Below are 13,330 nucleotides of genomic sequence, written 5' to 3'. Positions count from 1 at the left end.
CAAATCAAGAAGTCGCATACAGATGCGACTTCTATCAATTAACACTCCTCCAATTTAATATCTGCGACTGGAAATTTTAGGGTTTGGGGCAACGGAAATAACGATACCACATTTTTGCTGTCAATCCCCTTAAAATTTTTAAGGAAAACAGGCATATAGGTCTAAAAGAATACTTTATTCGAATGGTGAATCTTGTGTAAACCAATAAAACGTTAGTTAACATAAAGGAGGGCATAGTTTGTTATGAAAAAAATAATTATAGATGGATAAGACTTTGAAAATAAAGAAGGGGTACATGATGCATTAAAAGATAAATTAGACTTCCCAGACTGCTATGGGAGAAATTTAGACGCTTTATGGGATTGCCTTACAGGGTGGATAGATGTGCCGTTAACTTTGATTTGGAGAAATTTTGAGTTTAGTGAAAAGTTTTTAGGTACATACGCTGATAATGTATTAAAAGTTTTACAGGAGGCTCAAGAGGAATTAGAAGATGAGTTTAAAATAATAGTAGAGTAGACTTTTTATTTTGGTTTTGTGAATTTGAAAGAGCACCTTAGCGGCTTTACTTGGGGTTCAAGAATGCAGCTGAGGTATTTTATTTTTATTAATTGTTCATTCAGACTTTATGAGTCAAAAACTAAAGCGAAACTTGAAGAGTTCTTGAAATAAGAAAGGTCCTCTTGAAAGGGGGGACTGACCCCTGTTTTTTTTGAGACAGGGATCAAAACACCTTTTAAACAGCATTATTACCTTCCACTGATAATGAAATATAGATTGTATAAACATGAATAATTTGCATTAATTGGTTAAAGTGAGCATTGTTAGGAGTATACTTATGTCTGTGAAAATATTTATTGACACTAATATATTTTTAGGATTTTTTCGATCAAAACAAACATCTTTAAAAAGTTACCAGCAACTCTCTGCGGCATCTTGCCGTGTTCAATTGTTTAGTCCTTTTTTTTCATAATCTTTACAAATCTGAAAAAGTCATCATTATCCGGCAGGGGCTTGTCATCTACGCGTCCATTGCGATGTATATGCGGATCAGAGTGATGTTCATTGTAGAACTCTACGATATGAAATCCACACTTATTCACATAGAAGTTGATATTTCGCTTTTCGAAATAAGGTGTCACGGTTTCCCAAAGCACAGTATCCGGATACTGTGCTTCTATGGCTTTCCAAGCAGAAAGACCAATCCCTTGGCTGTGATATTCTGGAGATACATAGAATAAATCTAGCGAATTATGATTTGTTTGGCTGTTGATACGTACTACTGCACCACCGACATTCTTACCATCCTGAAGAATATGATATACCACTGCTCCGGGAGCATTGAAAGACTCCTGAACATCATTGTCCGATGGAATCGGCCCATCTTCGCAATCACCGAACGTTTCAATCACGGCGATCGCAAAGGCTTCTTGTAATTTTTTTTGGAATTCTGGCAGATCAGATTCCTTTGCTGGTTCCAGAATAACTTTTGGTTCACTTTTAGTTTTCATGATTGTTCACTCCCTCAGTTGCTAAAATATAGAGTTCAGTAAAACATTCGAGCTGCTCTGCGAGGTCTTTTCACAAAAAAGTGATTCCATCGCTCTTTCTTCCGCGGTAAATTTGGCGTTAAAATACTTCAAAAGCTTTCTTCTGTCTTTTTGTATGATTCTTTTTCTTTGTTTCATTGGAAAACAAGCTGCATGTAACCCTAATTTACTATTGTTCACTACCGTATTAAGTGTCGTATGCGGGATTTGTCATCATTCTCAGATTTTTCCTGCGAAAAGTTACAAAAATAGTCGAATGGGGCGCCTTTGGCTATGAACATGCGTAAAAGATTCAATTTAGATTCGATCATGAGCAATGCACATTGAGTAAACTCTGGTGGATTTATTAGCCCAAAGAAGCCTAAATGATATAAAAATAACTAGTCCATATATCAAATCTGTCCGTTTAATGCCCGCTTCATTCAACAACACTAATTTGAAGTCATGCAATCTGTGCAAGGGGGTTATTTCTGAATAGATTTTTCCGAATGCAGCGGAGTTGCTTTGGGACTCCCGTTTACTTTGCCGTACGTCAGCTTGCGCCATACTAATTCCATCGGACCGTACCTAAACCGTTTCAACCACAATGTACTAAAGCTCATAAGAACGAAGTACACGGCCAGACTGAACATGAACGTGCCGGCGGATTGAATATGATCCGCAAGCCCGAATCCGTACCTGAGGAACAGAACTGTTCCAATGATAGAGTGAAGCAGATAACAGGTCAATGACATCCGTCCGACTTTGGTGAATATCATCATAGGGCCTCGCAGCTGAGGAACGTATAGAAACAGCATTGCAAAAGTGCTCATATAAAACATACTTCCGGTTAAGCCGCCATTTTGACCCAAGACAGAGGAAATGTCCTTCCACAGCATATTCTCAGAAAGATTAAACATGTCTAGTAATATACTGCTTTGTGTTATGAGAAAAGCGATTGTGCTAATGATCCAGATACGCTTCCATATAGGCTTTTTCGCTTCCATGTCTTTGAAAAATTCCATCTTAACAAAGTACACGCCCAGCAGAAACATGAGAAACATGGAATAGATCATAGAGAAAGAGCCGGCAGCCATCGTGACCATATCTGTCCACCGAGTGCTGATGGATTCCATGTAGGTAAGGCTGCTGTGGCTAAACAAAGTAAACTCTGAAAAATTCGGGTTTTTTGACCCTGCAGTATTGATGACATTGTACAACATTGTGAAAACAGGAGTCAGGAATTGAAACACGATAAGTGCGATAATCCATCTAAGCACCGTTTTGGCCGTGCGTTTATAGAAGGCGAGTAACAGGAAGCCACTTACGGCGTAAAAGGCCAATATGTCACCGACCCAAACAAATGTGATGTGCAAAATGCCAAATCCCAACAGGATAGATAACCTGCGGGCAAACAGCTTGTTGGGACTATCTACCTTCTGCGCGGCTCGATCCATAAAGATCATAAACCCGACTCCGAACAGGAAGGAGAATAACGTAACGAATTTCCCTTCGGCAAACCAGGAAACCAGCTTATGCAGTACGTCATCGGAGGCCATTTCGAATCCCTTTACTGAATCTACGATCAGAAAATAATTGACAATAATAATGCCAAGCAAGGCAAATCCTCGTACGATGTCCAGAAAATGAACCCGTTCCCGCAGACTCACCGGTTGCCCGCGTCCTTCTTTTTGTACAATCATATCAATACTCCTTTCCCATTTATCACGGCAATGTGTAGTGCGGATCTGAAAAACTTGAGCCTTACAATGGATAAATATAAAGACCGAATCTTAACAATTTATGAAGAGTCATCATTTTTTTTAGAAAATGTGACAAATTTGTGGCGAGCATCAGCTTTCATAAATTGTTAAGATTTACGTAGTATCTTATAACGTACTTATTACTATGAACGATATATAGTAAGGACACACGAGAAATAACAACAAGAATCATGAGGTGAGAGAGACATGGCCTATCGAATATTAGTCGTAGAGGATGATGAGGATATTGGTGATCTTTTGGAGGAATCCCTTACACGTGCAGGTTACGAGGTGCTAAGAGCCAAGGATGGAAAGCGAGCATTGCAACTTGTGAATGACTCGCTTGATTTGGTTATTTTGGATATTATGATGCCAGGCATTTCGGGAATTGAAACATGTCAGCACATCAGGAAATCCTCTAACGTCCCGATTCTGTTTCTGACGGCCAGATCGAGTACACTCGATAAAACTGAGGGATTACTCGCCGGCGGCGATGATTATATGACTAAACCATTCTCGGAAGAGGAACTTCACGCTAGAGTGATTGCTCAATTACGCAGATATACTATCTATCAGGAAAAGAAGGAACAGGAAGAAACATTTCTTATCGGGGGCAAACTAAGAGTGAGCGAAGAATTTAATGAGGTGTGGAAAGAGGAGAAGCAAATCAAGTTGTCAGATCTGGAGTATCGTATCCTGAAACTTCTGATGAGCAAACGCAACAAAATATTTTCTGCCCAAAATATATATGAGAGTGTGTGGGGACAGCCTTACTTTTACTGTTCCAACAATACGGTGATGGTGCATATACGGAAGCTGCGCTCCAAAATTGAGGATGATCCGGCACGTCCGGTTTATATAAAAACTGAATGGGGAAGAGGATATCGATTTGGCGCATCTTAAATTTACGCTAACCAAAAAACTGGCTTTGCTGATAATGGTTGCTGCGATTGTGAGTGGTGTGATCTTTCTGACGTTGCAAAAGATCACAGATGATCTGATCGAGGGATATCTGAGTTCGGAAGAGTATTATCACGAGGAGTCAGCAAGATACATTCAAAAATTCAGCAAGTACGTTTCAGAAAATGAGTTGTCTACATCAGATAGAAAAGCGTTTGGCGAGTGGGTCAAAAAAGAAAATTACATTAACCTCACCATATTCAAGGATCAGGAGCTGCAATATGATTCTATTTATTCCGAATCGGATTATGGAAAGGAAAAGCTGACTCAGTACGCTCAAAATCATTCACATCCTGTCAAGTTTAGCGATGGTGAAGGACGAGTCATTATCGACGGTTTCTACTCTTCCCGATATTATGATCTGGCTTTTGCATTGGATTTGTTCGGGGCAACCCTCATCTTTTTAATTATTGTTCTCTTCGGAATTCGCCAAAGTCTTCGCTACCTTAAAACGATTCACCAAGAGATTCATATTCTTGAAGGGGGCGAACTGGACTACGAGATGACGATAAAAGGGCATGATGAATTAGCGATGATTGCAAAGAGCATTGAGGATCTGCGGAAAGCTTTCCTGGATAAACTTAAAGCTATCGAGGAATTGCAAGCTGAGAGCCGCAGCCTGGTTACCGAAATGTCGCACGATATGCGCACACCGCTGACGTCGCTGATCATGAATCTGGAGTTTGCCAAAAAAGAGGGAGGCGAAGCGGGTGCCAGCAAAGATCGGTATGTAGCCAATGCTTATGGTAAAGCACTGCAATTAAAAAGCTTGTCTGACAATCTGTTTGCGTATTTCCTGCTGGACAAGGAATATGAGGCCGATCTGGAGACCGTTGCAGTGAAAGAAGTGATCTACGATCTAATATCAGATCAGATTGCTATCCTTCATCAGGAGCATTTTCGGGTCCATATTTCAGGCGAGCTGCCGGAAACCTATATTAACGTGAATTTGGAGGAGCTTGGTCGTGTATTTGATAATGTGATGTCAAACTTATTGAAATACGCAGATCCGGAAGAAAAAATCAGCATCACGTTTGTATCGGATCAAGAGATATTTGAGATCCATGTTAGCAATACGATTAAACTTGCAGATATAACACCGGAAAGCAACGGACTCGGTGAAAGAAGCATTGCGCGAATGATGTCCCGCATGCAGGGACAGTTTCACAGTATACAAAAGAATTCTAAGTACTACATTGTGCTACGATTTTGGAACACCAAGATGTAGGCTGAGAATAAAAACCACGAATATATTGAAATAGGAGACAACATGATGAGATTTTCTAACAAATTCAAAAAGGTGCCTTACCTGTTACAAGCGCTTCTCAACGTCTGTCTGTTCTTTCTGGCGTTAGCCTTAAGCGCACTTCTGATCAGCGAGACTTGGTACATTGTGCTATTCGTATACAAGTCACTGTTCAACAAAGTGGACAGCTATTATGAGATGCTTGGAGAACTGCTTATATTCTTCATGTACTTTGAGTTCATTGCTTTGATTATCAAATACTTCAAATCAGACTTTCATTTTCCGCTTCGCTACTTCATTTATATTGGCATCACAGCTGTCATTCGTTTGATTATCATCGATCATGATCAGGCGATCTCAACGTTCTGGTGGGCGATGGCCATTCTTGCAATGATTTGTGGATTCTTTATTGCCAATAGACGAAATTCTGTTGTTGAACATTAATAAATTAGTTCGCATTATGCCGATACGCCGCCGAAATGTCCTAATTGTGAAAGGGAACTGGTACAGATTTTTATAAGTCTATCTGTTTAATGTCAGCTCAGAAATCTGTAGTGGATCAAATTGAATCGTGGTTGTAAGTGGATATCTGAATGTATTTATTGGCTACTTTAACAGACATGTCCCGATGAAATAGCATTAACTGTCTGGAGATGAAAATCGCTCTTTATTTTACAAGGAAGAGGTTAAAATTCTTAATAAATAAGATGAAAAAGTTAGGATGGACGTTTATTGGTTTTTTTGTCACCATTTTTTACCATAATTGATATAAACGTATAGAAATGATAACAAATGAATATAGAGTGTGTAATGAAAATAAGCTTTCATAACCAATGAGCTAGATTTACTATATTGAGGGCCCAGTGATATAGAAAACAGATCGATGGTTCAAACCATCGGTTTTTTTATTTGTTTTCATACTCATTGAAAATCACCTCATTAGGACAAACAGGTATTACATAGCATTACCCAAGAGGTGATGCATTTTATGAAGGTGATAATCATCGAGGGACCGCAAGCTGACAAATGCATTAACGATTGCTATCATTATTTAATAAAACTTTATAGGAAGGATATCCAAAGTCATAGCAATATATGTAAGGGTATCGACCGAGGAACAAGCGATCAAGGGATCGAGCAGCGACAGCCAGATCGAGGCCTCTATAAAGAAAGCAGGGACTAAGGATGTGCTGAAGTATGATGATGAAGGATTTTCTGGTGAGCTTTTTAGAACGTCCTGCTTTGGATTGCTTGAGGGAGGATGCAGGCAAAGGACTTATAAGTTCAGACATTTGCTACGCTTTCTCGGAGAGCTTATCAGCTATGAAAAAAATGATTTTCATAACTCTTTCAAATAGAGAAAGCCGGAATATGAGATCCGGCCTCTTCTGCATTATTTCCCCTTCGCCTTCTTCCGCTTTTCCTTCTCTGCCCGATAAAACTCATGAAACATCTTCATCAACGCCCGCTTTTCAATCCGCGATACATAGCTGCGCGAGATACCGAGTTCTTTGGCAATCTCTCGCTGCGTTTTTTCCTTCTTCAAATCAAGTCCAAACCGACCGACAATCACTTCCTTCTCACGGTCATCTAAAATGTCAATGTATTGTTTCACTTTTTCAAGCTCCATATTGAGCTGGATCGTATCTATCACGTCTTCGTTTTCTGATTTCAAAACGTCAATCAGGCTTATTTCATTCCCTTCCTTATCCTGCCCGATCGGATCGTGAAGGGAGACGTCTTTTTTTGTTTTTTTCAATGCGCGCAAATGCATGAGGATTTCATTTTCAATACACCTCGCAGCATACGTCGCCAGCTTTGTCCCTTTACCAGCGGAATAGCTTTCAATTCCTTTTATCAACCCGATCGTTCCGATGGAGATTAAGTCCTCTGCATCCTCACCTGTATTTTCGAACTTTTTCACAATATGGGCGACCAAGCGAAGATTATGCTCAATCAGCATGTTTCTGGCATGTTCATCCCCTTTAGCCATGAGCTCTAAGTATTTTTTTTCTTCGCTGCTTGAGAGCGGTTGTGGAAAGGCATTGTTTTTCACGTAAGATACTAAAAAGACAAGCTCTTTAACAACAAAGCCGAGCGCTGCGAAAACACCTGTCACCATCGTCACCTCCACAAAAGTATGTAGGCAAAAGCCTATATGTAAATGTATGTGACCTGGAGGCTGTCTGTGTCTGTACCGGGAAATTTCTCGCGGGGGTGTCCGGCTTTTGTAAGCAGCATACTAACTTCAAATGTTAAAAATAATCTTTATCAAGCGCCCATACATTGAAATGAACAAAGGTATGGGGGGATGGGAATGAAAAAATGGATGGCAGGCCTGTTTCTTGCTGCAGCAGTTCTTCTTTGTTTAATGGTTCCGCAACAGATCCAAGGCGCATCTTCGTATGACAAAGTGTTATATTTTCCGCTGTCTCGTTATCCGGAAACCGGCAGTCATATTAGAGATGCAATTGCAGAGGGACATCCAGATATTTGTACCATTGACAGAGATGGAGCAGACAAAAGGCGGGAGGAATCTTTAAAGGGAATCCCGACCAAGCCGGGCTATGACCGGGATGAGTGGCCGATGGCGGTCTGCGAGGAAGGCGGCGCAGGGGCTGATGTCCGATATGTGACGCCTTCTGATAATCGCGGCGCCGGCTCGTGGGTAGGGAATCAAATGAGCAGCTATCCTGACGGTACCAGAGTGCTGTTTATTGTGCAGTAGTAAAGAAGAGGCTCTTTCTTGAGCCTCTGTTGTTACAATCCTTCGCCGTGCTGAATTTTCGGGGGATAGGTTTCTGCTTTTCGCCAATATTGGCGTGTGCCTTCGTCCCGTACAACGATGCCCAGCTGTGCCAGTTCAAGACGGAATTCTTCAATATCGTCTTTTTCTTCGTCCTGCAGCGCTTTGTGACGAGCTTTTAATAAGGCATGGGCGCCTTGCGATAGGTCTGGTGCATCAGGAATCCATCGGCGATATTGATCTTTAAACGGATCACCATCTGCTGCCCATTCGTAATGATGCTGTCTAAAGGCCTTCTCAACGTTTACTGGTTTTTCATCAATTTCTTCCCGTACCAATTCATATCCGGCTGTTCCCAGGAGGACAAGCCGTTTGTGATCCATAAATACAAGAGCGATGTCATCGGAATGAATTGTTTGCACTTTTTTTCCTTTGATGAATTCCACTGTGTGATCTGTAATTTTGACAGACAGCAGCATTGCAATAACAGAATGAGCGAACCAAATCCCCGCACACATACCGAGAAGAGCAGTGATAAATGCAGCTGTAGATCCCTGAAAAGAGGTAATGAGCCGAAGCGGTCCTTCAAGAGGGATCCAGGGGAGGGATAATGCCCATTTCGCAATCTGCGGGATAAAATACCCGATTGCAAAACCGATGATTGCAAGTGCAGCATATAAAAAGAATACAGCGGTTTTCGTAACTCCAATAAGAGTATGAGATTGATTCTGCAACATGTCACCTTCTTTTTACTGAAAAAATCGAATTCCTTCCCATATTTTAACTTAAACTGATGGTAAATCAAGGATAAAGCGATAATTATGGATATAAAGAGATTCAGTAATAGAACTGGCAGGCGCCGTCGGTCATGAAAAATAAAATTTACATGCGCAGACGATGTAAGCCCCATTTGTTTTCTGCGTATCACAATACAATCCAAAGGGAACATAAAGAGTAAAGGCTTTTTAGACAATCAGGAGGAACAGATATGAAAATCGGATTAATCGGCTTAGGGAAAATGGGCATAAACATAGGAAAGCAATTCATTGACCGCAATCATCAAGCGGTAGGATATGATGTAAATCAAGCGGCTGTTGATGAACTGAAAGCATACGGGGCTGAGGGGACAACGAATCTTAAAGAGTTAATTTCTTTATTAGACCCGCCGCGTATCCTATGGGTTATGGTACCGCATGGCATTGTCGATGCTGTTTTGCGTGATGTATCACCTTTATTAAGTAAAGGCGATATGATTATCGAAGCTGGAAACTCTCATTATAAAGAATCAATTCGCCGCTACAATCAAATGAAAGAAGCGGGTATTCACTATCTCGATGCCGGAACGTCGGGCGGAATGGAAGGCGCACGGCATGGAGCCTGTTTTATGGTGGGGGGCGATCATGAAGCATGGGAGATTGTGGAACCGCTTTTTTGTGATACCGCCGTCGAAAATGGTTATCTATACGCTGGTGAAGCGGGAAGCGGACATTTTTTAAAAATGATCCATAATGGAATTGAGTATGGAATGATGGCCGCGATTGGTGAAGGATTTGAAGTGCTTGAAAACAGCCAATTTGATTTTGACTATGAGAAGGTTGCCAGAGTGTGGAATCATGGTTCTGTCATTCGTTCTTGGCTTATGGGACTGACTGAGCGAGCTTTCTCTAAGGATGCGAAACTGGATCAGATCAAGGGCATTATGCATTCCTCAGGTGAAGGAAAATGGACGGTGGAAACCGCGCTTGATCTGCAGACGGCAACTCCGGTCATCGCCATGTCACTGATGATGAGATACCGTTCTTTAACAGACGATACGTTTACAGGAAAGGTGGTCGCTGCGCTTCGAAATGAATTTGGAGGCCATGCGACAGAAAAAAAGTAAGGGGGCCAAACAAGCCTCCTTATTTTTTTGGCACCTTCAGAAGATGAGGGAACTTTTTATAAATGACCACCATGATGATCAGAATATATGCACCGTAAATGCTGATAGACAATAATTTATTGCTGGTGAAGTTGGCGCCTGCAATAGTGACAACAACAATATTGGGGATTTTCCCTATTAAAGACGCAAAGAAAAAAACATGCCAGCGAACCTGACTCAGCCCGCAGATCACGTTCATTACAAGTGAAGGTATGACAGGTATCAGCCTTCCTAATAAAACAGCGGTAAAAGCGTTTTTGTTGAAGGAAGCCTCGTAGCTCTGTATGGCAGGATAGGCCTGAACTTTTTTTCTGGCCCAATCTCTAAAACTGTACCTGGCGAGAAAAAACAGCAATATAGTACCAAGCATTGAGCCGGTCAGTGTAATCCAAATTCCATTTGCAGTCCCGAACACTGCGCCATTTAAAGCAGCAACCAAAGCAAACGGCACTATTGGGAAAAAAACATCGGCAGCAATCAGCAGCATACTAAATAAAACGGAAAACATCCCTCCTGCTTTGATTGCATCAAGCCAAGCTTCTTTCTGAAAAAAACCGACTGCAATGATAGCGATAATCACAAGTATACCTATTACTTTTTTTAACATGTCTATGGTCACTCCCAACTTAGGTGATGTCAGGAGCCAAAACCTCCGTCATCTAAATTAGTATAACTGGTGCCATTTCAGCGGTTCAACTGAAAACCAGGTTGAGAACACAATTCTTTTTTACTTCATAAAAAAGGCTGTCCATCTCTCTGTTTTCTGCATTCTTAATAATAGGGAGGGATAGAAATGGTAACCATAAAAAAGGATTTTATACCGGTATCAAATGATAATCGTCCTGGCTATGCGATGACGCCTGCTTATATTACGGTGCATAATACAGCGAATACAGCAAAAGGCGCTGATGCGAAAATGCACGCCAAGTTTGTGAAAAACCCGAACACATCCGAAAGCTGGCATTTTACAGTTGACGATTCAGTCATTTATCAGCATCTCCCGATAGATGAAAACGGCTGGCATGCGGGAGACGGTACAAACGGGACAGGAAACCGCAAATCGATCGGGATTGAAATCTGTGAAAATGCTGACGGCGATTTTGAAAAAGCAACATCAAATGCCCAGTGGCTGATCAGAAAGCTGATGAAGGAAAACAATATTCCGTTAAATCGTGTTGTTCCCCACAAAAAATGGTCCGGGAAAGAATGTCCGCGGAAACTCTTGGACCACTGGAACTCTTTTCTAAACGGAATTTCTTCCTCGGATACACCTCCAAAAGAATCTTCACCATCATATCCTCTGCCGTCTGGGGTTATAAAGCTCACTTCGCCTTATCGAAAGGGCACAAACATTCTCCAGCTGCAAAAGGCTTTAGCTGCACTTCACTTTTACCCTGATAAGGGAGCCAAAAACAATGGCATAGATGGAGTTTACGGACCGAAAACAGCGAATGCCGTCAAGCGTTTTCAACTCATGAACGGATTAACTGCAGACGGGATTTATGGGCCAAAAACAAAGGCCAAGCTTAAATCGAAGTTAAAGTAAATGCAGGATTTAACGGATAACCTGTTTCCAGTGCGGATTCAGGTTATTTTCTTTTCTTTGGTTTGTGTGTTTTTCAGATTGGAAAGAAGGGAATTTTAAAAAATCATCAGCTGCGCCGCAATGAAAGCAGAATGATATTCACTGAGGGGGACACGTTAACTATAGGAAAAAACAGTGATAGCGAAAAACTCTTCATTGAACGAAGAGAAACAGAGGTATAACATTAAAGTGAGGCTTTTGGGGGTGTAAAGATGAAACATTTTATCATCCTTTTCCTTCTGCTGTTCGTTACAGCAGGATGCGAGGGAAGGGGATACGAAGACGTTGTAGCATTTGGTGACAGTAATACGCGTGGCTCAAATTGGGATTATCGCGATTATCCAAAAGCACAGCAGTGGGTCAATATATTAAAAACAGCTGAGCGCGGTAACCTTGATATACTCAATGCGGGAATCGGCGGACAGACGACAGAGGATGCCCGTCTCCGATTTCAGACAGATGTGCTGGATCAAAAACCGAAGTATTTGTTTATTATGTTCGGCACCAATGACGCTGCCATACTGACTGAAGGGAAACCGAGAGTGTCGAAGCAGCGTTTTAGAGAAAATCTGGTTTATTTTATTGAAGAAAGCAGAAAACACGGGATCAAGCCTATCTTAATGACGTGTATCCCAATTATAGAAGGTAATGGGAAGCATCATCTGTTTTACTATTCCAGATACCAAGCAGCTGCTTTTGAACCAAAAGGCGGAGCAAGGAAATGGCACAACTCATATAACGATATTACAAGAGATGTGTCGAAGCGCCTGGATGTCCCTCTTGTAGATAACTGGAAGCATTTTATAGAAGCAGACGGCGGAAAAGCAACTGATGAAGCGCTTATCCAATCTGGTTTAATAGATCCTTCTGGAAATCATATGACACCTAAAGGGGCAAGGATCGTATATGAAGGAATACAAGATGGGCAGATCCTGCAGCGTTGAGCCGGACAACCGCCTAGTCCGATTTATTTCTCCTACATAGGCTGTTATAAAACCTTATTAAGGAGGCGCTTCACATGTATGGCGCAGGCAGAGCATATGGATACGCTTTTATTGTTGTTTTAGTTGTTGTTCTCCTGGTTGTGGGCGGGATATACTGGTTAGCATAATAACCGGCCCTTTAAAACACCTCTTTTTAGGGGTGTTTTTTGCTGAAAATAGTAGTAAAGCGCGCAGCCAAAGTGATATAATATCAGTCATCTGAGTAAAAAAAGGAAATACGCCCGGAAAAAATAGACAAATTCCTATTAAGAAGATACGGAAATAATATGTCCGAGCGATCTTCTTTTTATTTCGTTTTCAATTAACTCGATAAAGTCACGGTTTAAATTCATTTCGGTGGCTTTGAAATAAGATTCTATTAGTAATTCATCAGACAGTTTTCTCATGCTAGGAACCCAATTAATGGGAGAGGCACCTCCTTAAAAGTTGGAATCATTCATGATTTTAACGCATACAATGATAAGTTGCGTTCATCTGAGGTTGAAGTTATCTTTAATCTACCATGAAATGCATATAAGAACAATCGTTCTGTTATCCACACCAAAAAGTGGATAACTTGTGAGTATCGTGTTTATA

The 13,330-nt window shown here is 41.1% G+C and carries 15 protein-coding genes and 3 pseudogenes; 10 read left to right on the top strand and 8 right to left on the bottom strand.

Annotated elements, in window-relative coordinates; translation table 11 throughout:
• Positions 1 to 243 precede the first annotated feature (243 nt).
• Positions 244 to 519 (top strand): annotated as a pseudogene (locus NYE20_RS14150) (barstar family protein).
• Between the two features lie 434 nt (positions 520 to 953).
• Here the strand turns inward: NYE20_RS14150 and NYE20_RS14145 are convergent.
• From NYE20_RS14145 to NYE20_RS14135, 3 genes are all read right to left on the bottom strand, one after another.
• Positions 954 to 1,511 carry a GNAT family N-acetyltransferase gene (locus NYE20_RS14145; RefSeq protein WP_128740586.1) on the bottom strand — a complete coding sequence of 186 codons (558 nt, stop codon included), beginning with the start codon at positions 1,509 to 1,511 and terminating at the stop codon, positions 954 to 956.
• A gap of 336 nt (positions 1,512 to 1,847) precedes the next feature.
• The gene (locus NYE20_RS14140) at positions 1,848 to 2,096 is read right to left on the bottom strand and encodes a hypothetical protein (protein ID WP_119123070.1); all 249 of its coding nucleotides are present in this window, start codon (positions 2,094 to 2,096) and stop codon (positions 1,848 to 1,850) included.
• Positions 2,015 to 3,232, bottom strand: coding sequence for a DUF418 domain-containing protein (locus NYE20_RS14135; RefSeq protein ID WP_120028411.1), 1,218 nt, complete (start codon positions 3,230 to 3,232; stop codon positions 2,015 to 2,017). Before NYE20_RS14135 ends, NYE20_RS14140 begins: the two co-directional genes overlap by 82 nt.
• Before the next feature lie 267 nt (positions 3,233 to 3,499).
• On the opposite strand from NYE20_RS14135, the gene yrkP reads away from it, so the two are divergent.
• From yrkP to NYE20_RS14110, 5 genes and pseudogenes are all read left to right on the top strand, one after another.
• Positions 3,500 to 4,195, top strand: a complete 696-nt coding sequence (gene yrkP, locus NYE20_RS14130; protein WP_021480140.1) for a two-component response regulator YrkP — start codon at positions 3,500 to 3,502, stop codon at positions 4,193 to 4,195.
• On the top strand, positions 4,182 to 5,480 hold the full coding sequence (gene yrkQ / locus NYE20_RS14125; protein ID WP_049141120.1) for a two-component system sensor histidine kinase YrkQ: 1,299 nt from the start codon (positions 4,182 to 4,184) through the stop codon (positions 5,478 to 5,480). The genes yrkP and yrkQ overlap by 14 nt, the downstream gene beginning before the upstream one ends.
• Positions 5,481 to 5,525: 45 nt before the next feature.
• Positions 5,526 to 5,942, top strand: a complete 417-nt coding sequence (psiE, locus tag NYE20_RS14120) for a phosphate-starvation-inducible protein PsiE (RefSeq protein WP_003246154.1) — start codon at positions 5,526 to 5,528, stop codon at positions 5,940 to 5,942.
• 544 nt (positions 5,943 to 6,486) lie between these two features.
• A pseudogene (locus tag NYE20_RS14115) lies at positions 6,487 to 6,665 on the top strand (hypothetical protein).
• A pseudogene (locus NYE20_RS14110) lies at positions 6,623 to 6,797 on the top strand (recombinase family protein); the annotation flags it as partial. The pseudogenes NYE20_RS14115 and NYE20_RS14110, both read left to right, overlap by 43 nt.
• Here the strand turns inward: NYE20_RS14110 and NYE20_RS14105 are convergent.
• Both NYE20_RS14105 and sigK read right to left on the bottom strand, forming a co-directional pair.
• Complete coding sequence (locus NYE20_RS14105) at positions 6,794 to 6,892, bottom strand: hypothetical protein (protein ID WP_031600702.1); 99 nt, start codon at positions 6,890 to 6,892, stop codon at positions 6,794 to 6,796. The pseudogene NYE20_RS14110 and the gene NYE20_RS14105 overlap by 4 nt on opposite strands.
• Positions 6,892 to 7,620 (bottom strand): RNA polymerase sporulation sigma factor SigK, encoded by a 729-nt coding sequence (gene sigK, locus NYE20_RS14100; protein WP_013308023.1) that lies wholly within the window; start codon positions 7,618 to 7,620, stop codon positions 6,892 to 6,894. The genes NYE20_RS14105 and sigK overlap by 1 nt, the downstream gene beginning before the upstream one ends.
• A gap of 195 nt (positions 7,621 to 7,815) precedes the next feature.
• On the opposite strand from sigK, the gene nucB reads away from it, so the two are divergent.
• Complete coding sequence (gene nucB / locus NYE20_RS14095; protein ID WP_009967785.1) at positions 7,816 to 8,226, top strand: sporulation-specific Dnase NucB; 411 nt, start codon at positions 7,816 to 7,818, stop codon at positions 8,224 to 8,226.
• A gap of 32 nt (positions 8,227 to 8,258) precedes the next feature.
• On the opposite strand, the gene NYE20_RS14090 is transcribed toward nucB, so the two are convergent.
• Positions 8,259 to 8,981, bottom strand: a complete 723-nt coding sequence (locus tag NYE20_RS14090; protein ID WP_049141193.1) for a hypothetical protein — start codon at positions 8,979 to 8,981, stop codon at positions 8,259 to 8,261.
• Positions 8,982 to 9,232: 251 nt separating this feature from the next.
• Here NYE20_RS14090 and gnd point away from each other — a divergent pair, with 251 nt between their 5' ends.
• Entirely contained in the window at positions 9,233 to 10,126 is an 894-nt protein-coding gene (gene gnd / locus NYE20_RS14085; protein ID WP_041850033.1) for a phosphogluconate dehydrogenase (NAD(+)-dependent, decarboxylating), read from the top strand.
• Between the two features lie 19 nt (positions 10,127 to 10,145).
• Here the strand turns inward: gnd and NYE20_RS14080 are convergent, their stop codons facing one another.
• Positions 10,146 to 10,772, bottom strand: a complete 627-nt coding sequence (locus tag NYE20_RS14080) for a TVP38/TMEM64 family protein (RefSeq protein WP_021480068.1) — start codon at positions 10,770 to 10,772, stop codon at positions 10,146 to 10,148.
• A gap of 186 nt (positions 10,773 to 10,958) precedes the next feature.
• On the opposite strand from NYE20_RS14080, the gene cwlH reads away from it, so the two are divergent.
• Positions 10,959 to 11,711, top strand: a complete 753-nt coding sequence (cwlH, locus tag NYE20_RS14075; protein WP_021480067.1) for an N-acetylmuramoyl-L-alanine amidase CwlH — start codon at positions 10,959 to 10,961, stop codon at positions 11,709 to 11,711.
• 251 nt (positions 11,712 to 11,962) lie between these two features.
• Complete coding sequence (locus NYE20_RS14070) at positions 11,963 to 12,694, top strand: SGNH/GDSL hydrolase family protein (protein ID WP_003229964.1); 732 nt, start codon at positions 11,963 to 11,965, stop codon at positions 12,692 to 12,694.
• Positions 12,695 to 12,999: 305 nt separating this feature from the next.
• Here the strand turns inward: NYE20_RS14070 and NYE20_RS14065 are convergent, their stop codons facing one another.
• A complete protein-coding gene (locus tag NYE20_RS14065; RefSeq protein WP_003226124.1) occupies positions 13,000 to 13,140 on the bottom strand; it encodes a sporulation histidine kinase inhibitor Sda in 141 nt (46 codons plus the stop codon).
• Positions 13,141 to 13,330 lie beyond the last annotated feature (190 nt).

Source organism: Bacillus sp. FSL R5-0416 (assembly GCF_037975425.1).
In the GTDB taxonomy this organism is placed as follows: domain Bacteria; phylum Bacillota; class Bacilli; order Bacillales; family Bacillaceae; genus Bacillus; species Bacillus subtilis.
Note: the sequence above shows the minus strand (reverse complement) of the source record. Positions and strands in the feature narration are given on the sequence as shown.